The sequence below is a fragment of the Rhizobium sp. BK602 genome, from assembly GCF_014195095.1.
Lineage (GTDB): Bacteria > Pseudomonadota > Alphaproteobacteria > Rhizobiales > Rhizobiaceae > Rhizobium.
Genome location: NZ_JACIBC010000005.1, coordinates 538282 through 559988, shown reverse-complemented (window position 1 = coordinate 559988; position 21707 = coordinate 538282). Strand labels below are relative to the sequence as shown.

At 62.9% G+C, this 21707-nt stretch carries 11 protein-coding genes; 5 read left to right on the top strand and 6 right to left on the bottom strand.

What is annotated here, in order from left to right; translation table 11 throughout:
• Positions 1 to 603: electron transfer flavoprotein subunit alpha/FixB family protein (locus FHX11_RS19075; RefSeq protein ID WP_184359377.1), on the top strand; the 603-nt coding region annotated here is incomplete at its 5' end.
• 55 nt (positions 604 to 658) lie between these two features.
• On the opposite strand, the gene FHX11_RS19070 is transcribed toward FHX11_RS19075, so the two are convergent.
• Positions 659 to 1615 (bottom strand): hypothetical protein, encoded by a 957-nt coding sequence (locus FHX11_RS19070; RefSeq protein WP_184359375.1) that lies wholly within the window; start codon positions 1613 to 1615, stop codon positions 659 to 661.
• A gap of 298 nt (positions 1616 to 1913) precedes the next feature.
• Between FHX11_RS19070 and FHX11_RS19065 the strand changes: the two genes are divergently transcribed.
• From FHX11_RS19065 to FHX11_RS19050, 4 genes are all read left to right on the top strand, one after another.
• A complete protein-coding gene (locus FHX11_RS19065) occupies positions 1914 to 3539 on the top strand; it encodes a winged helix-turn-helix domain-containing protein (protein ID WP_184359373.1) in 1626 nt (541 codons plus the stop codon).
• A gap of 454 nt (positions 3540 to 3993) precedes the next feature.
• Positions 3994 to 5748: a ShlB/FhaC/HecB family hemolysin secretion/activation protein gene (locus FHX11_RS19060; protein WP_246781081.1), complete on the top strand. Its 1755-nt coding sequence runs from the start codon at positions 3994 to 3996 to the stop codon at positions 5746 to 5748.
• A 10-nt stretch (positions 5749 to 5758) separates the two neighbouring features.
• Positions 5759 to 13432 carry a YDG domain-containing protein gene (locus FHX11_RS19055; protein ID WP_184359369.1) on the top strand — a complete coding sequence of 2558 codons (7674 nt, stop codon included), beginning with the start codon at positions 5759 to 5761 and terminating at the stop codon, positions 13430 to 13432.
• A 96-nt stretch (positions 13433 to 13528) separates the two neighbouring features.
• On the top strand, positions 13529 to 14062 hold the full coding sequence (locus FHX11_RS19050; protein WP_184359367.1) for an invasion associated locus B family protein: 534 nt from the start codon (positions 13529 to 13531) through the stop codon (positions 14060 to 14062).
• A gap of 92 nt (positions 14063 to 14154) precedes the next feature.
• On the opposite strand, the gene FHX11_RS19045 is transcribed toward FHX11_RS19050, so the two are convergent.
• The 5 genes from FHX11_RS19045 to FHX11_RS19025 all read right to left on the bottom strand — a co-directional run bounded on the left by FHX11_RS19045 (position 14155) and on the right by FHX11_RS19025 (position 21434).
• Positions 14155 to 15207, bottom strand: a complete 1053-nt coding sequence (locus FHX11_RS19045) for a siderophore-interacting protein (protein WP_246781080.1) — start codon at positions 15205 to 15207, stop codon at positions 14155 to 14157.
• Entirely contained in the window at positions 15204 to 17180 is a 1977-nt protein-coding gene (gene fhuB, locus FHX11_RS19040; RefSeq protein ID WP_246781079.1) for a Fe(3+)-hydroxamate ABC transporter permease FhuB, read from the bottom strand. The genes FHX11_RS19045 and fhuB overlap by 4 nt, the downstream gene beginning before the upstream one ends.
• 22 nt (positions 17181 to 17202) lie before the next feature.
• Positions 17203 to 18096, bottom strand: coding sequence for an ABC transporter substrate-binding protein (locus FHX11_RS19035; protein ID WP_184359363.1), 894 nt, complete (start codon positions 18094 to 18096; stop codon positions 17203 to 17205).
• A gap of 101 nt (positions 18097 to 18197) precedes the next feature.
• Complete coding sequence (locus FHX11_RS19030) at positions 18198 to 20381, bottom strand: TonB-dependent siderophore receptor (RefSeq protein ID WP_184359477.1); 2184 nt, start codon at positions 20379 to 20381, stop codon at positions 18198 to 18200.
• A gap of 168 nt (positions 20382 to 20549) precedes the next feature.
• A complete protein-coding gene (locus FHX11_RS19025) occupies positions 20550 to 21434 on the bottom strand; it encodes an AraC family transcriptional regulator (RefSeq protein ID WP_184359361.1) in 885 nt (294 codons plus the stop codon).
• Positions 21435 to 21707: the final 273 nt, after the last annotated feature.

Sequence of the window (21707 nt, the reverse complement as noted above, 5' to 3'; positions counted from 1 at the left end):
CAGATCTCGGAGATCATCGAGGTGGTCTCGGCCGATACCTTCAAGCGGCCGATCTATGCCGGCAATGCCATCCAGACGGTGCAGTCGGGCGATGCGAAGAAGGTGATCACCGTGCGCACCGCCTCGTTCGCCTCTGCCTCTGAAGGCGGTTCGGCAGCCGTCGAGACGATCGCCGCGGTTGCCAATCCCGGCCTGTCCAGCTTTATCGGCGACGCCCTGTCGGCCTCGGACCGTCCGGAGCTGACCTCGGCCAAGATCATCATCTCGGGTGGCCGGGCGCTCGGCTCGGCGGAGAAGTTCAAGGAGGTCATCCTGCCCGTCGCCGACAAGCTGGGTGCTGCCGTCGGTGCGAGCCGCGCGGCCGTCGATGCCGGCTATGCGCCGAACGACTGGCAGGTGGGGCAGACCGGCAAGGTGGTGGCGCCGCAGCTCTATATCGCCTGCGGCATTTCCGGGGCCATCCAGCATCTGGCCGGCATGAAGGACAGCAAGGTGATCGTCGCCATCAACAAGGACGAGGAAGCCCCGATCTTCCAGATCGCCGACTATGGCCTCGTCGCCGACCTCTTCGAGGCACTCCCAGAGCTCCAGAAGGCGCTGTGAGCGCGTCTAATGATTTCTGTTTCGGCTGCCAAGGGCGACGGGTTGCGATGACGAGCTATGTTTTGAGGGTATCCTGCCAATCGACGCGGGGGATTGTGGCACAATCATCGTCGTTCATGTGTGAAGACCGCCCTTCGATCTCTTCGAATGCCTCCTGGAAGATGATGAGCTTGCGTGCTTGCGCCATCGCGTATTCCATATAAAAACTGTCCGAAATCCAGATGCGCGAGCGCCCGCGTCGACCATTCCAGCCTAAGCCTCCGATCGATTCCGCTTCGGCGATTTTGCGGCTGGTATGCGCCCGTGAGAGCGCGAGGAAATCGGCGAGATGCGAGATCGATCTGACATCCGTCAGGTAGCCGCCAGGCGGCGATGCGCGTCCATCGATGCCCGCGACAAGCCGGTCCATCAAATGCCCGCCGGCGTCGGTCCAGGCGAAGATCCGGTAAAGCGGCCCCGGCATGCGTATCTCGGGGCTCGCCAGGAGGCGATCGCCGATAACAGGAGCGAGAAGTGGAAGCAGGCGTTCGGGCGCGCTGCGGAAGCGGCTGCTCCTGTCTCCCCCGTCGATACGGTCGAGAGCGGCAAGATGCACCTCGTACCAGACGCCGAGCACCGGCAGGGCTTCCGGCGCGGGCACGACTTCTCCTGTACGGCTCTCTCCGAGCGCGGGACAGACGAGGCCGTATTTCAGAATTTCGTCGAAGAACGCATAGGCGGTGTTGCGGCTGGCAATATTGTGCTGGACCGCGAGATGCGCGACAACCCGCCGAGACACGCCCGGTCCGCCAGCCTTGGCGGTACGAAAATGCCAGGCGAGCGCTGCTTGCGAGAGCAGCCAGCGTTGCTGCGAGGCGAACAACGCCGACGGACGCGGCGCGGCCACATGGCTTGCGATGAAACTCTGCGCGAGCAACCGGACCGCATCGCCAAAGGCTTCCGCTGCCATCAGACGGTCAATCCCGCTTGCTTGCGGAACGAGGTGGACGCGCCGCTCAAGCATGGACGTCACGAGCTGACACTCCAGGGATACAGAGCCATGACAGACGGGTCTGCGCTCTCTTCTTCTTGTTGTTAGGCACGGTCGTTCCCCGGTCATGCATTATCGGCTGCAACCTTGCGGCCTGTTCGACAGATAGCCGCGATGCCGGCGCAACGTCCTGAAGGCCGGCCGGCAGAATTCTGATATTTTCCGATTCTTTTCTGAAATTTGCTGCCAGACCGTCCGCCGGACACCCGATCCTGCCGGTTGACGGCTCCGCCGGGTGCTCATTATGGTGCGTCGTGTTGCGAAAGGGCGTGGGGGGCACTTGTTCTTATTTTCGGGCTTTGTTCTGAATCCGGAGCGTGCCGAACTGCGCGCGCCTGACGGGTCCATGATCCGGCTGCGCCCAAAAGCCTTCGAACTGCTGAAATTGTTTGCTGCCAACAGCCATCGCGTCCTCGGCAAACAGGACTTGATGGAAGTCGTCTGGCCCGGCATCCATGTCGGCGAGGACAGCCTCTTCCAGTGCATCCGCGAAATCCGCACTGCGCTCGGCGATCGCGAGCGGCAGATGATCAAGCTGGTCTCGGGACGGGGTTATCTGTTCGCCGTCGATGTTACCAATGGACAGGAGCGGGAGAAGGCGGCGCCGCTCCCGCAGGCGGGAAAGCAGTTCGGCGCATGGCCGCACTGGAGACTTCGCGCCGCAGTGCTCGCCAGCCTCGGCGTTCTGGCTGTAGCACTCCTCATTGTTTTCGGCCGTTTCTATCTTTTCCAGCCCTCCCGGCTCGTGTTGGAAGTGCTGCCGATCACCGATGCCGCCGGCGGCCCCGAGGGTATCGCGCTCTCTCGCGGCATCACCGCCGAGCTGGTCAGCGGCCTTTCCAAGATCGAAGGCATCGATCTTGTCGCAAGCGAGCGATCGAATACGCATGTCACCTACCAGGTGCGCGCCGATCTCAACAAAATCGGACAATCCTGGACCATTCAGGCGCGCCTCACAAATGTCGCTAGCGGCGAGATTCAGACGGTGGCCGAGATAGCGGCGGATGCCGGGGAAACCGATCCGCAACGCCTTCAGTCCCGCCTTGCGGCGGGCGTCGGCTATGCGCTGGCCGTCCGGATGAACGATCTTGGTGAACGAGACAGCCCGCAACGGGCAGGCGGCGCGGATATCGCGATCCAGCAGGCTGTCGCGTCGATCAACCAGACGACGCGCGAGCGTTTTGCGACCGCGCGGGAGATCCTTGAGACATATCGTGCCGCCGATCCCGAAAACATCGATCTGCGAGTGGCGCTTGCCGGTCTGCATCTGCGCGCTGTGCAAATGGGCTGGTATAACCCCACCGAAAAAGCCGCCGCCGAAACCGATGCCCGCGCCTTGCTGGAAGATGCTCTGCGGTCGCGACCACAATCCATACCCGTGCTGGGCGCATATTGCCGCTTCCTGACGGCGACCAACCAGTTCGCCGAAAGTCTTGTCGCCTGCGCGCGTGCGCTGACACTGAATCCCTGGGACGGTGCGGCGCTCTATCAGATCGGTCTCGCAGAGGTCCAGCTCGGCCGCTTCGAGGATGGGTTGCGGACATTCACCGAGGCCGACCGCTTCGATACGCCGGCGGTCTCGCGCTGGACATGGCTGCTCGGAGCAGGTTGGGCGAACTTGCTGCTCGATCGCAACGTGGAAGCAATCGGGTTGCTGGAACGATCGATCGCCATCACCCCCGGTTCCGGCCGCTCCTACATGCTGCTGGCGACCGCCTACCGGCGCCTTGGCCGCAAGAAAGAGGCATGGGAAGCGCTCCTGAAGGGCATGGCGCTCCGTCCCGACTTCACCGTTCGCACTCTACCCCTCTCGAGTCGCAATGCGAGCGACACCTACCTCGTCGCCACCCAGGCCATTCTGCGAACGCTTGTCGACGTCGGCCTGCCGACCGGCGATCCGCGATAGACGCCGGATATCGCCGGGCACTGAAGCGGGGCGCTCAAGCCGTGCTTTCCAAGGTCAATCCTGGAATTCGCGGCCTGCATGAAGGCTCTGGGTGTCATCTTCGCCATCGCTTGCGCGGTGCCGATGGAATAGCGCGGGATGATGAAGGTGTCCGCCCCCAAAAGCGCCGCGACCGCGATAGGCGAGGGCGCATCTTATGACTGTTTCACAGCATTGCCGGTGCTCCAGCCTAATCGCATAGGTCCCGACGTTGTTCGGCAGCAGTCCGACCCAGCCCCTGATGCGTATTGAAGGGTCGATGCCGGTTCGCGGGCAGTCAAAAATGGACGCAGACAATCACGGAGAATTTTCCTACGTCGGGAACAACATAAGGGGAAACAGTCGGGTCGGGTGCATTTTGATTTCGAGATATGACGATGCGCGGCGGACCGCGCTGCACGCCGGAACGGCGATCATGCTGCTTTCGGCGGGGCCGGTCCTGGCGCAGACTGCCTCGCAGGTGACCCCGCAAACGTTCGAACCGCAATTGCAGAAGCAGGTGCGCGGCATCGTGATCCCCGAAGGCGCAGGGCAGACCGCGCCCGCCGGTGCGGAAAAGCTCGACGTTCATATCGGGAGCCTTGTCATGGAGGGCGGCCTGCCGGCGCTGGCGGAAGACGCGGCGAAGCTGAAGGCAGAACTTGCCGGCAAGACGGTCACCGCTGCCGATCTCTTTGCTGCCACGAGCCGTTTGCAGGCAGCCTATGCCGCAAAAGGCTATCCGTTGGTGCGTGTTCTCCTGCCGGCGCAACGTCTCGTGGACGGCGCGACTTTGCGCGTCGCCGTCATCGACGGCTTCCTGGAGACAATCGATACCTCGCATCTGCCGGACAATATCCGTGAACGCGTCGCCAAACTGCTGGCGCCGCTCGTGGGTCGGAAAAGCATCACCAATGCGGAGATCGAACGACGGGTGCTGCTGGCCGGTGACCTGCCTGGCACCGTGCTGCGCTCGACTCTTTCCAGGGGGACGAAGCCCGGCGGCAGTGTCCTCACGATCGAGGCTCGTTACAAGCCAGTGCTCTTCTCCCTCACCACGGACAACCGGCAGTCGGACCTGCTTGGCAAATACAATACGGGTGTGGGTATCGACTTCAATTCGGTGTTCGGTTTTGGGGAACTCGTCTATCTGCGTGCCTCCGGCGCTCCGCGCTTCGACGGCGGCACCGGTTTCTTTTCGGGAGTGCCGCGCAACCGCATGCTGGCCGGCGGCGTCACCTTGCCGCTCGGTAATGATGGACTGAGCCTCAATCTGGAGGCGACGGTCTCGCGCACCGCGCCGGAAGCCGAGGTCGGCAGCACCGCTTTCCTGTCGGATTTCACCCGCTACTCCGCCAGGCTCAACTACCCGCTGATCCGGTCGCGCAACCTGACGCTCAACCTGACCGGCGCCTTCGACGCGCAGGACGAGGAACTGAGCGCCATCAATCTCGGCGGCGTCGCTCTGTCGAAAGACCGGCTGCGCGTCCTGCGAACCGGGGCGGACCTCTCCTGGTATGTGTTTGGCGATTCGCTGCTCACCACCGGGCTGACCGGCTCCTTCGGCATCGATGGGCTGGGCGCGCGCAGTGCTGCGGACGCTGCCGCCAGCGATACGCCTCTGTCGCGCCAGGGCGCCGACGATGATTTCCAGAAACTCGAACTCACGCTTGGCTATCGCCAGCCGATCGCCGAACACCTGACCTTCAATCTGAGCGCCAAGGCGCAGACGTCCTTCGGCCAACCGCTGCTCAATTCCGAGCAGATCGGGCTTGCCTCGACCACCGGCCTTTCGACGTTTCCGTCCGGCTTGATGCAGGGCGATGACGGCTTCGTCGTCCGCGCCGAGGCGCAGTTTCCATTCACGGTGCCGTTCAGCCTGCCGTTCGCGCTTCCGGCTTTCCCGGCACAGCAGGGCACTGGCCTTGCGGCGGCGGGGGCGACGAGCGGCGCCTTCCTCGTCTCACCCTATCTGTTCGGGGCCTATGGCGGCGTGCGCCTGCACCAGCCGACCGCGCTGGAAACGGCCTGGGCGCGAGGAGCGTCCTATGGGGCGGGCCTGCGCCTCGGCGCCGCCGAGCAGGCAAGCTTCGATTCCGCGACCCTCAGCCTCGAATACGGCCGCACCGAACGCTTCGGTGATGGTTCGAACGACAATCGCTTCACGCTCTCGGCAGCGTTCCAGTTCTAGGGCCTTCGCCATGCTTCACGTCAAAGACCGCCGCTCTATCGTCCGCCCTGTCCCCCGTCGGACGAGGCTCATCGCCCTTCTTACCTCCACGGCACTGGTCGGGGCCAATCCGGCCTTTGCCCAGTCCCTGCCGACGGGTGGAAGCGTCGCGGCGGGCAGCGCGACGATCGGCACGCCATCAAATGGCACGCTGACGATCAACCAGACGAGCGCCAACGCCGTCGTCAACTGGCAGACCTTCAATATCGGTCAGGGCAATGGCGTCACCTTCGTTCAGCCGGATGCCTCCTCGGCCATCCTCAACCGCGTCACCGGCTCGACCACGACGACCATTGCCGGCAGCCTTGCCGCCAACGGACAGGTCTATCTGGTCAACCCCAACGGCATCGCCATCACCCCGACGGGAACCATCAATACCGGTGCTTTCGTCGCCTCGACGCTCGGCATCTCCGACGACGATTTCATGGCTGGCAAGCGGACGTTTAGCGGCAACGGCGCATCCAGCTCCGTGACCAATGCGGGCGCGATCACCATCAATCGTGGCGGTTATCTCGCCTTGATCGGCGGTTCGGTCGAGAACTCCGGCGTGATCACCGTGCCGATGGGCAAGGCGGCGCTCGGTTCGGGCGAGCAGGCGACGCTCGATCTGGCTGGCGACGGCTTCCTGCAGGTAGCGATCCCCACATCGGCTACGGGCACGAAAGCGCTCGTCTCCAACAGCGGCAAGATCTCCGCCAATGGCGGTACGGTGCAGCTTTCGGCCGCTGCCGCCAAGGACATGGCGCGTCAGGCCGTCAACATGTCCGGTACGATCGAAGCCAAGGGCGTTTCCGGCAAGAGCGGCGACATCACGCTCACCGGCGATGACGGCGAGGTGGCGATCTCCGGCACGCTCGATGCCGGCAATGCCGCCGGCACGGGCGGCAAGGTCGCGGTGACCGGTCGGGCGGTCAAGCTCGCTTCCGCCAAAGTCGATGCTTCCGGCAAGACCGGCGGCGGCACCATCGATATCGGCGGCGAGCGGCAGGGCGGCGGCACCTTGAAGCATGCCAAGACGCTGACCGTCGATGCCGGCACCACCATCAATGCCGATGCGATCACATCGGGCAGTGGCGGCAACGTCGTCTTGTGGTCGGATGATCTCACCAGCTTCGCCGGCACCATCACCGCGCGCGGCGGTTCGCTCTACGGCAATGGCGGTAACGCGGAAGTCTCCGGCAAGGCGCTGCTCTCCTATAGCGGCGTCACCGACCTCTCCGCCGCCAACGGCGCGTTCGGCGATCTGCTGCTCGATCCTTACAACGTGACGATCTCGTCCGGCACGGACAGCAATGCCGACGGCAGCTTCAACGCCACCGGCAATGACAGCGTCATCAATGTCAACACGCTGACCAATGCGCTCGCGACCGCCAATGTCACCGTGACGACCGGCTCCTCGTCCGATGCCGCCAATCCGCAGGCCGGCACGATCACGGTGGCGGCGCCGATCAACTGGAGCGCGCTCACGACGCTGACGCTCGCGGCGGCCTCGGACATCAACATCAACAGCGCGATCACCGCAAATGGCGGCCTGATCGTCTCTTCCGGCGGCACGATTTCCGCGCCGGCGGCGGTGAATGTCGGCGCCTTCGTGCTGGCTTCGGGCAACTGGGTGCAGAACAGCGCAACGCTGCCCGCTTTCTCGGCGCAGGACTTCCGCATCACCGATGGCGCTTCGTTCCTGCGCGCCACCGGCGGCGATGGCTCGACAAGCAGCCCCTATCAGGTCAGCGACGTCTACGGCCTGCAAGGGATCGGCTCGTCTTCCGCCAATCTTCGCGCCAAATGGAAACTGGTCGACGACATCGACGCCTCGGGCACGGCCAGCTGGAATAACGGGGCCGGCTTCGTGCCGATCGGAACCGATGGCCGGGGCAACGGCACGAATGATCGCAGTGGCTTCACCGGCAACTTCGACGGTCAGGGCCACACCATATCCGGGCTGACCATCAACCGCCCGTCGGTCAATCGTGTCGGCCTGTTCGGCCTTACCACTGCCTCGGTCATTTCGAATGTCGGCCTTGTTGGCGGTTCGATCAGCGGCAATAACAATGTCGGCGCTTTGGCGGGTGATTATTTTGGGCAGATCACCAACAGCTATGCCACCAGCACCGTGAGCGGTGGCACTTTTACTGGCGGGCTGGTGGGCTTCTTCGAGAGTGGCACGATCAGTAATGCCTATGCCACCGGCGCGGTCACCAGCACCGGCACCTACACCGGCGGGCTGGTGGGCTACAGCTACGGCACAATCAGTCAGGCCTATGCCACGGGCAGGGTGAGCAGTGCGGCTTATGTCGGTGGTCTGGTGGGATTGAGTTCGGGTGCAATCAATTATTCTTATGCCACTGGTGCGGTCAGCGGGACCTCCGGTTATGTCGGCGGCCTGGTCGGTTATAACTATGATGCGATCACCAATGCCTATGCCACGGGTGCGGTCAGCGCGAGCTTCGGTAGTTATATCGGCGGTCTGGTCGGTTACAACTACGCGACGATCACCAATGCCTATGCTACCGGTGCCGTCACTGGTTCAACTTCGCTTGGCGGTCTGGTTGGGTTTAACACCAGCTACGGCGCGATCACCGCCAGCTACTGGGATACGGAAACCACCGGCCAGTCGAGCGCCTGTGGCGGCAATGCGGGCACCTGCACGGCGACCGGTTTGACGACCGCGCAAGCGCGCGATTCGGCCAACAGCACCACGAACTACGCGGGCTGGGATTTCGACAATATCTGGTTCCAATCCGGCGACATGCGTCCGATCCTGCGCTCGGAGGCTGCTTCCGCCGATTCCAGCGGCGTCATCGCCATCTCCAACCTGCACCAACTCGCGCTGATGAACGCAAACCGTGGCGGCAAATACAAGCTCGCGGGTGATATCGACGCTAGCGAGACGGATGGGAGCGATGCCGCCGGCATCTTCTCCACCAGCGGCTGGGTGCCTATCGGTAACGGCAGTGCCACCTTCACCGGCAGTCTCGACGGTGCGGGCCGCACGATCAACGGACTGACCGTCAATCGGTCGAGTGAGACCTTAGTCGGCTTGTTCGGCTATATCGGCTCGGGCGGCAGCGTCACCAATCTCGGCCTTGTCAACACCAGTGTTTCGGGCGGGGATTACGTAGGCGGGCTAGCGGGCCGTAACGACAGCGTCACGATCAATTCCTACGTCACCGGCGCGGTTAGTGGTAATAACGGTGTCGGTGGGCTTATAGGCAACTCCGACGGCACGATCAGCAACTCCTACGCCACCGCCGCGGTTAGTGGTAATATCAATGTCGGTGGGCTGGTGGGCTATAATCTCAGCGCCACGATCAGCAATTCCTACGCCACTGGCGCGGTTAGTGGCAACAACACTGTCGGTGGGCTGGTGGGCATTAACCTCAACAGCGCGATTAGCAATTCCTATGCCACCGGCGCGGTCAGCGGGAGCGTCTATGCCGGCGGGCTGGTGGGTTTTAACTACGGCGGCACGATCAGTGCCAGCTTCTGGGACAGCAATACCACCGGGCAATCGAACGCCTGCGGATACAACTACAGCGGTTGCGCGGGGACCGGCTTGACGACGGCGCAGATGGCCGATCCGTTCAAGTTCATTGACGCGGGCTGGGATTTCGGCTCGATCTGGGCGGTGTCGAAGACCGGCGGCTCGCCGGTGCTGCGCAGCCTGACCACTGATCCGGTCTATGACTATTATGTCCGCCTGTCGGGCAATACATCCTCGACCTATGGCGATGCGGCCTCGATCGGCGGCATCACAGTCGATGGTCTCGGTTCGGCCAATGTCAGCCTCGGCTGGGGCAGTGCGATTACGACCTCGACCGGGGCCGGCACCCATGCCTATTCCGACGCCAATGTGATCGCGCTGAGCTACTCCACCGGGGCGGCTGGCGACTACTATGTCGACTACGGCTCGGATGGCCTGACGATTGCGCAGCGGGTGCTGAGCCTTACGGGCAGCCGTGCCTATGACGGTACCACCGATGTCGCGGCCGCCAATGTGACGCTCGACAACCTCGCCAATGGCGAGACCCTGACGCTGACAGGCGCAGGCTCCATGACCGACAAGAATGTCGGCATCGGCAAGGCATTGTCGCTCGGCTCGCTGTCGCTCGGCGACGGCACCGGTCTGGCCTCGAACTACACGCTGGTTGGCGGCACGGGCACTGTCGATATCGCCAAGGCGACTATCTCCTCCATCACCGGCATCATCGCCGACAACAAGACCTACGACGGGACCACCGATGTAACCTGGAACACATCCGGTGCGGGTTTTACCGGCATGGCTGCCGGCGACACGCTGACGGTCGCGACCTCCACCGGCGCCTTCTCCGACAAGAATGCCGGAATCGGCAAGACAGTTGATATCGCCGGCCTCTCGCTCGGCGGCGCGGATGCGGCCAACTATACGCTCGCCTCCGATACGGCGACGATCACGGCGGATATAGCCAGGGCGACGCTCTCCTCGATCACCGGAATCACCGCCGACAACAAGACCTATGACGGCAGCACGAGTGCGACGCTGAACACATCGGCTGCGGGCTTCACCGGCATGGTCGCCGGCGATGCCCTGACGGTCGCGACCGCCACCGGCACCTTCTCCGACAAGAATGCCGGATCGAACAAGACGGTCGGTATCACCGGGCTTTCGCTCGGCGGCGCGGATGCCGGCAACTATACGCTCGCTTCCAATATCGCGACGACCACCGCCGACATCGCCAAGGCGACCATCTCCTCGATCACGGGCATCACCGCCGGCAACAAGACCTATGACGGCGGCACGAGTGCGACGCTGGGGACCTCTGGCGCAGGCTTCACCGGCATGGTCGCCGGCGACACGCTGACGGTCGCGACCGCTACCGGTGCTTTCTCCGACAAGAATGCCGGATCGAACAAGACGGTCGGCATCACCGGCCTCTCGCTCGGCGGCGCGGATGCGGCCAACTATACGCTCGCCTCCACCATAGCGACGACGACCGCCGACATCGCCAAGGCCTATGTATTCTTCAACGCCATCAGTGCCAGCAGCAAGGTCTATGACGGCACGACGACGGCCACCGTCACTATCTCCACGGTGCCGGTCATCAGCACCGATGACATGCATGTTGGCTATACCAGCGCCAACTTCTCCGACAAGAATGCCGGCAGCTTCAAGACAGTCACCATCGACGGCCTCTATCTGACCGGAGCGGATGCCGGCAATTACCAGCTCGCCATCACCAGCCATGACACCTTCGCGAGCATCACCCGCGCCAGCATCACGTCGATCGGTGGCATCACGGCAGGGAACAAGACCTATGACGGCACGACCGATGCGACGCTCAACACGTCGGGTGCCGTCTTCAACGGCATGATCGCCGGCGATAGCCTGACGGTCGGTAGCGCGCTTGGCGCCTTCTCCGACCAAAATGTCGGAACGGGCAAAACGATCGGCATCTCCGGCCTGACGCTTGGCGGCGCCGACGCGCAGAACTACAGGCTGGATACGAACACGGCGACGACGCTGGCCGATATCGACCAGCGTGTCGTGAACCTCTCGGGCAGCCGCACCTATAACGGTTCGACGGATCTCGATGCTTCGATCTTCACGCTGTCGAACCTGGTCGGCGGCGAGACGCTGACGCTGTCCGGCACCGGCATCATGGCCGACAAGAATGCCGGGTCGGGCAAGGGCTGGACGCTTGGTTCGCTGGCTCTGGGCGATGGCACGAATGGCGGGCTGGCCTCGAACTACACGCTGGCCGGCGGCACGGACATGGTCGATATCGCCAGAGCGACGATCTCCTCGATCGGCGGTATCACCGCCAGCGGCAAGACCTATGACGGTACGACCGACGCGACGCTGAACACAGCGGGTGCGGTCTTCAACGGCATGGTATCAGGCGACAACCTCGCTCTCGGCAACGGCTTCAGCGGTACCTTCTCCGACAAGAATGCCGGCACGGGTAAGACGGTCACCATCTCTGGTTTATCGCTCGCCGGGGCGGATGCGGGCAACTATATGCTGGCTTCCAACACGGCCACAGACCTTGCTGATATCGCCAAGCGCGCTATCACGGTCACGGCGGATAGCGCCAGCCGAACCTATGGCGATGCCAATCCGGCGCTGACCTATACAGTCGGCGGTGCGGGCCTCGTCAACAACGACACGCTCACCGGGTCGCTTTCGACTTCGGCAGGGCAGTATTCCAATGTTGGCAGCTACGGCATCGCCCTCGGCAGTCTCGGCAATGCCAATTACGCGATCACCTATACTGGTGCGAACCTGACGATCACCCCGCGTGCGCTGACGGTGACGGCGGATGCGTTGTCGAGAGCCTATGGCGATGCCAATCCGACGTTGACCTATATGGCGGCGGGCCTGGTCAATGGCGACACCCTGTCCGGTTCGCTCTCGACCTCGGCAGGGCAATATTCCAACGTCGGTGCTTATGCGATCATGCAAGGATCGCTGGCCAACGCAAACTACGCAATCACCTATAGCGGCGCGGACCTCACCGTAAATCCGCGGGCATTGACGGTGACGGCGGATGCGCTGTCGAAAACCTATGGTGACGCCAATCCGACACTAACCTACACGCTCGGTGGTGCAGGCCTCGTCAATGGCGACACGCTCTCGGGATCGCTTTCGAGCGCGGCGGGGCAGTATTCGAATGTGGGCCGCTACGGCATCACCCTCGGCGGCCTCGGCCATGCCAATTACGCGATCACCTATAATGGCGCCAACCTCACCGTGAACCAACGGGCACTGATGGTGGCGGCGGATGCGCTGTCGAAAACCTATGGCGATGCCAACCCGGCGCTGACCTACACAGCCTCGGGCCTCGTCAACGGCGACACGCTCTCCGGTTCGCTGTCGACCGCGGCGGGGCAGTATTCGAATGTGGGCAGTTACGGCATCACCCTCGGCGGTCTCGGCAATGCCAATTACGCAATCACCTATACCGGAGCCAACCTCACCGTGAACCAACGGGCACTGACGGTGACGGCGAATGCGCTGTCGAGAACCTATGGCGATGCCAATCCGGCGCTGACCTACACAGCCTCAGGCCTCGTCAACAGCGATGCGCTGTCCGGTTCGCTTTCGACCTCGGCAGGACAATATTCCAATATCGGTGCCTATGCCATCGCCCAGGGGACGCTCGCTGCCTCCAGCAACTACGCCCTGACCTATACCGGCGCCAACCTTACCGTGAACCCGCGCGCCATCACCGTCACCGCCGACGCTCTCAACCGCCGCTTTGGCCTTACCAATCCGGCGCTCACCTATACGCTCGGTGGCGAGGGTTTGGTCAACGGCGACAGGCTTTCGGGAGAGCTCGCGACCTCGGCAACCCGCTTTAGCGAGCCGGGCGCCTATGCGATCACCCAAGGCACGCTTCTGGCGTCCGCCAATTATCATATGAGTTTCCTTCCCGGTGTGCTGACCGTGGAAATGGCCGCCGATCCCAAACCCGGCACACAGGCAAGCTCGGTCGCGCCGACCTTCGACACCGGCCGGTTCGCGCCGGTCCAGCCGGTGTCCCACGACACCGAAACAGCAGATGACAGCGGCGACCTGATCACCGATCCTCGCTTCGAGGGAACGTTCGTCTGCCTCGACAGTGGCAGCGGTTGCGTTTCGCTTCCGACCCAAGCAACGCCATAACGACCGCACACAAGCCGCCGAACAATGGTCGTTCGGCGGACCTGAATAGCTCTGGCAGGGCGGTCGGATACCCACCATATAAAGGAACCTGTTCGAATGACGTCATCCCGCTATTTGCCGAAGGCCTCGCTACTGGCAGCAACGCTTGCGCTCGTCGGTAGCGCAGCCGCCGCCGCCCCGCTGCCTGGCGGCGCGAGTTCGCTGGTCGAGACGTACGACGATTGGGGCGTCGTCTGCCAGATGCAGGCCAATGCGCCGTCCTGCCTCGTCCGACAGGTCCAAACCAACAATCAGACCAAGCAGACCGTCCTGGCCGTGGAGATCGGCAAGGCTCCCGACGGCAAGTTCCGGGGCACGCTGGTGCTGCCGCTTGGACTGGCGCTGCCCCAGGGCGCTCAATTGAAGATCGACGATGCCGCGCTCGGCAATACTCTGCCGTTCTCGACCTGCCTGCCCCAAGGCTGCCTCGTGCCGCTGACCTTCGAGGCAGACACGATAGCAAAGCTCAGGGCCGGCAAGGCTCTCAACATCACTGTTTCCGCCGCTGGCCCGGCCCAACCGCTGGCACTGGCCGTCTCCCTCAAGGGCCTTGCCAGCGCCCTCAATCGCATCGCGGACCTGACGAAGTAAGCGTTCAACTACACCCGCACGATCGCCTTCGGTCAGGCACTGATTACCGCCAAGCTGCTAACGCCATACCATGCCGAGCTTCGATTTCCTCATCAAAGCTGCCAATAGGCGGCGATGCTGAAGGTGCCGGGGTCACGGGTGAGCTCGCTCTTGACGAAAGCGCGGATGGCGCGGGCTTGCTTCTGTTCGCAGGCGACCCAGACAAAGGTCTCGGGATCGGCGGTCGGCACGATGTCGCGCAGGATGCGTTCGAGGGTATCGGTCGTGCCCGCTGGCGCGCCATTGCGATGCAGCCAGGTGACATTCGTCGATGCGCTTGATGTCAGCGGCTGTTCTTCATGCTCGTCGGCGACCTCGAGATAGATGCGCAGTTCGGTATCGGCCGGCAGGGAGGCGGCGATGCGGGCTATGGCCGGCAGCGCAGTTTCGTCTCCGGCGAGAATGAGCTTGCGCGCCGTCGGCACGCTGCCACCGCTCGGACCGATGAGGCCGGCGCGATCGCCGGGGCGGGCGGTCATCGCCCAGCTCGCTCCGGGGACGTTGTCGCCTTCATGCACGACGAAATCGATGTTCATCTCTCCGCGCACACGATCGATGCTGCGGATCGTGTAGGCGCGGATGATCAAGGCATCGTCACCTTTCGGCCAATGGATGCGGCCGTCTGGCTCCGTATGCGGCCAGACCGGCTCGCGCCCCTTTGGCGGCAGGAGGAGGCGGACATGCATGCCGCCTTCGACGAAATGCCTGACGTCATCGGTCGCGACCACGACACGACGCATATGTGGAGTGACGTTGTATGCGTCGACGACGCTGATCTCGCGGAAGTTCGGGATGGCCGATGGCTGCGGTCCATCGGCCCAGCTCAGATCGAGGGCATTGCCGGCCGAAAGCTCGAAGAGGTTTTCGGCGACCATGCTGCGCACGGTGAAGAGCATTGCCGCGGTCGGGCAACGCAGCTTGATGTCGAGGCGATCATTGCTGACAGCGATGTCGGCGCTGCCGATGACGGTCTCAAGATGGGCTCCCGCAGCACTGCGCGTCACCGTTACATGCTCGGCAAAACGCGCGCAAAACTGATCCAGCAACTGTCCGGCATCCTTGTGCGTGGCAACGCCGGACGCGGTGAAATCCCTTGCATGCATCATTGCTTAGTCTCCTTGCGGGTCAGAAACCAGATGAGATAGGGGCCGCCGATCAGTGCCGCGAACAGGCCGACGGGAACCTCGTAGGGAAAGATCACCATTCGCGACAGCCAATCGGCCAGTGTCAGCAGCATGGCGCCGAGCAGCAGGCTGGCCATCAATTGTCCGACGGTGTCGCGGAAGCCGAGGAGCCGGGCAAGATGCGGCGCGATCAGCCCGGTCAGGCTAAGCGGGCCGACGAGGAAAGAGGGTATCGCGGTCAGCAGCGCTGCCAGGACAGCCAAAGTCAGCCGGCTTGCGGCCACCGACAGGCCGATGGAGCGGGAGACGCCGGCGCCAAGCGGCAGGATATCGAACCACCGCCGCAGGACGGGCAATAGCGGTATCAGGAAGGATGCCGAAAGGATGCCGATCCAGGCCTCGAAGGAGCCGGCTCGATTGGTGGAACCCGACAGCCAGGTCAGCAACAGATAGCCGCGCAGGTCGCCGCGGGACAGAACGACGGTGACGATCGCCATGGATAGAGCACCGATCGCAATGCCGGAAAGCAGCAGGCGTTCCGGGCCGAAGCCGCCGCGGGCGCTGAGCGCCATCATGGCCAGGAATGCGATCAGCGCGCCGATCGTCATCGCCGTGATCGTGATGGCGGGCGAGGGGAAGGCAAACAGGAAGAGGGCCACTGTCAGTCCGGCGCCACCGCCAGCGCTGACGCCCAGGACCTCGGGGCTCGCAAGCGGATTGGCGGTCAGGCGCTGCATGATGAAACCGGCCGCGGCGAGCATCGCGCCGGCGGTCGCCGAAACGACGGTGCGTGACAGGCGGAAGGGCAGGAGCTCCCAGAACCGGCTGCCGACAGCGACCTGCCAGCCGTCGATGCCACGTCCGACCGACAGGGCAAAGACCGTCAGGAAAATGAAACCGGCGGCGAGCATAGCAAGTGCCCGTCCGGGTGCTGCGAGGTTGCGTCGCGCCCGTGGAGCGCCATCGGCGCGCGGCGCAGCGCGCGAATGCAGTCGCGGCAGGAGCAGAAGCAAGAGTGGTCCGCCCAGGAGCGCGGTCGCGGCACCCGTCGGTGCAAGATCCGTAAACCCCGGTGAAAGCAGTTGCACGAGGCAATCCGTGAGGAACAACAGTCCGGCGCCGGTAAGCGGCGCGGCGATCAGCAATTGCCGGGTGCGGCGTACGCCGCAGGATCTTGCAAGATGAGGCGCGGCGAGGCCGAGAAAGCCGATGATGCCAACCTGCGCCGTCACCGAGGCTGCAAGCCAGACGGCGAGCGCCAGAATGGCGAAGCGCATGCCGTGCAATGCCAGGCCGAGGCTCTTTGCGCTGCTGTCGTCCAAGCTCATGATCGTGAGCGGACGAAGGAGCACGAGGGCAGCCACAAAGCCGATGGCAAGGCGCGGGGCAAGCGTGATGACGCCATCCCAGTTCTGCTGGTTGAGCGCGCCGGCGCCCCAGATGAAGATCGACATGGCATATTCGCCGCGTGCGAGAATGATGGTGATGCTGAGGGCGGTTGCGACCAATGTCACCATCATGCCGCATAGTGCTACCGTCACCGGATCGAGACCACGACGCCAGCTCAAGGCAAGAACGATCAGCACAGCCGCAAGCCCGCCGGCAAAGGCGGACATTTCCCGCGGCAGGCCGATGAGCAGCGGAAAGAGGCCGACGGCGATCGTCATCGCCAGCTGCGCGCCGGCGGCGATCCCAAGCGTCGAGGCATCGGCGATCGGGTTGCGCAGGACCCTTTGCAACAGGGCGCCGGAAAGGCCGAGCGCTGCCCCGGCGATGATCGCGATCGCCGAACGCGGCAGCAGGCTATCGATGAGCAGGATGCGGTTGAGGACGGCTGCATCTTCCATATCCGGGGCAAGCTGCGGACGCAGGAAGACGAGCGCCGCAAAGGCAAGGATGCAGACGACAGCAAGCAGGACGGCATTGCGTGCCAGCGGCCTATCTCCGAAAATCATGTCTCGGACAATCATGCGGCGATCAACCATTCCATGCACGAGTGAGCCCTCCCGCAAGCAGATCGGCGAAACGCTCCGCTGTCGGCAGCGCGCCATAGGGATTGACCGAGCCGATGAGGAGCACGCGATCTTGCCGAACCGGCGGCAGCGCCTTCCAGAACGCGCTTTGCTGGAGTTCGACAAGGGCTTCGGCCGGATGCGGCGGGACGAGCACGATCCATGCATCCGGCATGGCGGCCAGCCGCTCGATGCCGACGGGCGCGGTCGCCGAATAGCTCGTGAGGTCCGGCCAGGCGTTGGCAAGGCCAGTGCGGGCCAGGATCTCCCCGAACATGCTGTCGGAGCCGAAAACACGGAAGTGCCGGGCGTCGCCCAGATTGATCGGCAGGATGGGGCGATGATCGCCCTTGCTGAAACCGATGCGATAGGTCTCCAGCTTTGCCCGCATGGCCCCGACGAGCGCGCGGCCGGTCGGAAGCCCCAACCGCTCGGCAATCGCAAGCGTCATCTCTTCGGAACGCTGGTAGGGGCTGGCCCCCGGCTGATAGATGGCGTGGCTCTCGACCGGCGCGGTCAGGCGCAGGCGATCGTCGGCCCAGGCATAGAAATTGGAATTGAAGATCAGGTCCGGCTTGGCGGCATACAGGACTTCGAAGTTCGGCGTGCCGCGCAAACCGAGGTCGGCAACCCCGGTGGGAATGGAAGGGGTGACGGCGACGTCCCGGAACTGCAGCAGTTCGGTGCCGGCGACGACATTGGCGCCGAGCGTCAGCAGGGTTTCCAGAATGGCCCAATCGAGCGTTGCCACGCGCAGGCCCGTCGCGGCGCGCGCCGGCGTCAAACCGGCAAGTACGCCGGCGCCCGCCATGGCCAGCAGCTGCCGACGCGACAGCCTGTGAGCGCTTCTTGCCGTCATGCTGGCATCGCCTCTGGTTTCAAACGAGTTCGGGGATTGCCTTGCGGCAATCCCCGGCTCTTTGCCACGATCGAGAAATAAAGTATACTTTTATTCTCAACTTACCACTTCTTGCTGAGCTTGAAGGTGATCGTTCGGGCTTCGCCATAGCCGCAGACATTCTCGCCGGCGCAACCCGAGACATATTCCTTGTCGAACAGGTTCGAGACGTTGAGTGCAGCACCCCAGCCCTTCTTCTCGTAGCGGATGCCCGCATCAAAAAGCGTTGCCGACGGCACGCGCAGCGTATTGGCCTCATCCGCCCAGGACTTGCCCTGGTAGCGTACGCCAGCACCGATGCTGAGGCCGTCCAGCGCGTCGCTGGTGAAGGCGTAATCGAGCCACAGGGAGGCGGTGGAATTCGGCACCAGATAGGGCGAATTGCCGACGATGGAGGAGTCCAGGTCCTTGGTGACTTCGAGGTCGGTATAGGAATAGGAGCCCAGCAGCTTCCAATTGTCGTCGAGATTGACCTTGCCTTCGAATTCGATGCCGCGCGAGCGGACCTCGCCGACCTGCCGCTGCAGGAAGGTGACCGGATCGGTCAGCGCCATGTTCTTGCGGTCGATCTGGAAGATGGACGCCGTGAACAGGCCGTCGATGAAGTCGGGCTCGTACTTGATGCCAGCTTCATATTGCTCACCCTTTTCCGGAAGCAGCCCGCCGCCGGTGACGCTGGTGCCGACCAGCGGCCGGAAGAAGGTGCCGGCGCTGACATAGGGCGTGATGCCGTTGGCGAACTCATAGGCGAGACCGGCACGGCCGCTCGGCGCATTTTCGTTCGAGCTGTAGGTAGTGCCGACCTTTGCATCGGAATTGGTGTCGACGAAGTCGTAGCGACCGTTGAGCGTGACCAGCCAGCCGCCGCCGAAGCGGATCTGGTCCTGCGTATAGATGCCGAGCTGCTGCTGCGTCAGCACCTGGTTGAGATAGACGAAGTTCGTGCCCTGCGTCGTGCCGTAGACCGGATTGGTGGCGCTGATCGGGTTGGAGCCGCAGCAGGCCTGGATCTGGTCGAGCCTATAGATCGAATAGTCTGTGCCGATCAGGAAGTCATGGCTGAAGGGACCAGTGTCGAACTTGTTTTCCGCGCGGGTATCGACCGAGAAGGTATCGACCTTCGAGCGTTCGAAGAATCCGATGCGGCTCAGCATGTAGTCGGGATCGTTGTAAGACGGATCGAGGGGATTGCCGTCGACATAGCCGTTCAGATACGGGCCTTCCTCCCGCTTGTAGAGATGGCCGTACCGCGCATTCTGCGACACGGTCCAGCCGCCGTCGAAATCATGCGAGAATTCGTAGCCGACCATCTGCTGGGCATATTTCAGATTGTCGATACTGCGCTCGCCATAGAAGGCGTCGCGTTTGATCTTGCCGAACGGAGCATCGACGACGGTACCGACATAGGGGAAGAAGCCGTTGCCGCTGTGGATTTCATCGAGGCCGCTCAGCATGCCGAAAACGGTGAGCTTGGTGGAATCATCCGGCGAGATGGTGACCTGCGGCATGATGAAGCCGCGCAGATCATGGGTGCCGTCGCTATAGGTGTCGCCGCCGGCGATCTTGCCGGTCAGCCGGTAGCGATAGACGCCGTCGGCCGAAAGCTTGTCGGAGAAATCGAAGCCGACGAAGGCGTTGCCGAGAGTGTTGATGCCGATCTCGGTATAGTAATAGGGATCGTCGGTCGGCTCCTTGCGCACCATGTTGACGAGACCGCCGGGGTTGGAGCCGCCGTAGAGTACGGAGGAGGGACCTTTCAGCACCTCGACGCGCTCGAGCATGAACGGATCGATCTGGAAACCACCGAAGCCGTAGCTGTAGAGCGTCAGGCCATTCATGAAGACGCCGCTCTGCGTCGCATCGAAGCCGCGGATATAGAACCAGTCGGTGTCGCCGTCGTTGCCGAACGGCTGGGTGGTGACGCCGGGTGTATAGCGCAGCACTTCGTCGACCTTATTGGTGATGCCGCGATCCTGCATTTCCTGCCGTCCAATGACGGAGACCGACTGCGGTACCTCGGTGATCGGCGTATCGGATTTCGAACCGGCGGTCGTTTTCTTGGCGACGTAGCCCTCGACCGGGGCCGTGCCGCTGTCTTCGCTCTTCTGCGAACCCTGAATAACCAGCGGCTGCAGTTCAGTGGCGGCCTCTTGGGCCATGAGCTGCGAGCCCGACAGCAGCGCGATCATGGCTACGCCCGTCGCCATGAGCCGCGCTCGCGATACGTCCTGCTTCAATCCCTGCATTTTCGTCATTTGCCCCGAATTCTTGCGCCGTTCGGCCGCTGCAGCCGATCCCTCAATAAGATGAGTAGTTAACTCATATTTACAAATGCGGCTTGTCTGTCACGGGGGAAATTGAATGTTTTTGGGCAATTCTCTGCGAAAGATACAATTGCTCGTGGGCTGTGGTTTTCAGGCAAGCTTGCTGCGTTTCCAGCTCGCCGGGGCGGCGCCGACATTCTTGCGGAAGACGCGCGTAAAATGCGCCTGATCGGCAAAGCCGGTTTCGACGGCAACGGTCGTCAGCGGCATCTCGCTGTTCAGGAGCAGATGCTTGGCCCTTTCGAGCCTGGCTTGTGTCTGCCATTGGTGCGGCGGCAGACCGGTCGATGCCTTGAAGGCATGGCTGAAATGCGATTGCGAAAGGCCGGTCAATTCAGCCAGCTCTTCCAGCCGTATGGCCCGCGCGCAATGTTCTTCGATATAGTCGACCGCGCGGCGCAGCTGCCAGGTGGCAAGACCGCTGCGCTTGCGCGGTTGGGTGCCGCGCAATTGCAACACATCGATCAGCAGCGAAAGGGTCAGGCCGTCGCCGTAGAGATCGTGCAGCGGCTCGGGGTTTTCGCACTCGGCGGCGATCAGCTCGGCGAGCGCCATCACGCGCTGGTCGTTGAAATGCAGCTGCGGACGGTCGAGCCGTGCCTGGTCGATATTTTCCATCAGGCGCTGGCTGATGATCTCGGCATTGAAATGGACATCAAGATGGCGCACGAACTCGACGCCTGCCATGTCGACCCAGAGTTCCATGCCGGCGGGGATGTAGGAGATGCGTCCGTTCTCGTAATTCTGTAGCTGACTCTGCGCGCGTGGCGACGGGCGGACATTGGTCGTGCCCGAGCCGCGCTGCTCCAGCAGAATGAACAGCCGCGGGTCCCTTGCGACATAGTATCCACCGGCCTGTGCTGCACAATTGACGTTCCAGATGTCCGCAACCATGCCGTTCCACTGACGGCGATGCATGCCGCCTACCACGGAAAAGCCCCCGATCTTGTTTTGCATTCTTGGCTGAAACGTCATTTGCAGCTTCCGGCGTCGCTTCCGCGTACTAATCCTTCAAATTAAACTCAAGTTATTATAGCAGCATCGCGCCAATAGCAATCATATGCTTATGACGCGAGGCGACGCCCGTTGGCCTTTCGACCAGAGCCGGGAAAAGCGCGCCGAACGGGTGATTGTATATGCTGAAGGGCTGGTCCTTCGTTGAAGGCGCGCGCGAACATAAGAGCCAAACTTGTCGGTGACGATCCACCTCGGCAACCTTCGGTGGATATCATCCATTTCAGTAGTATT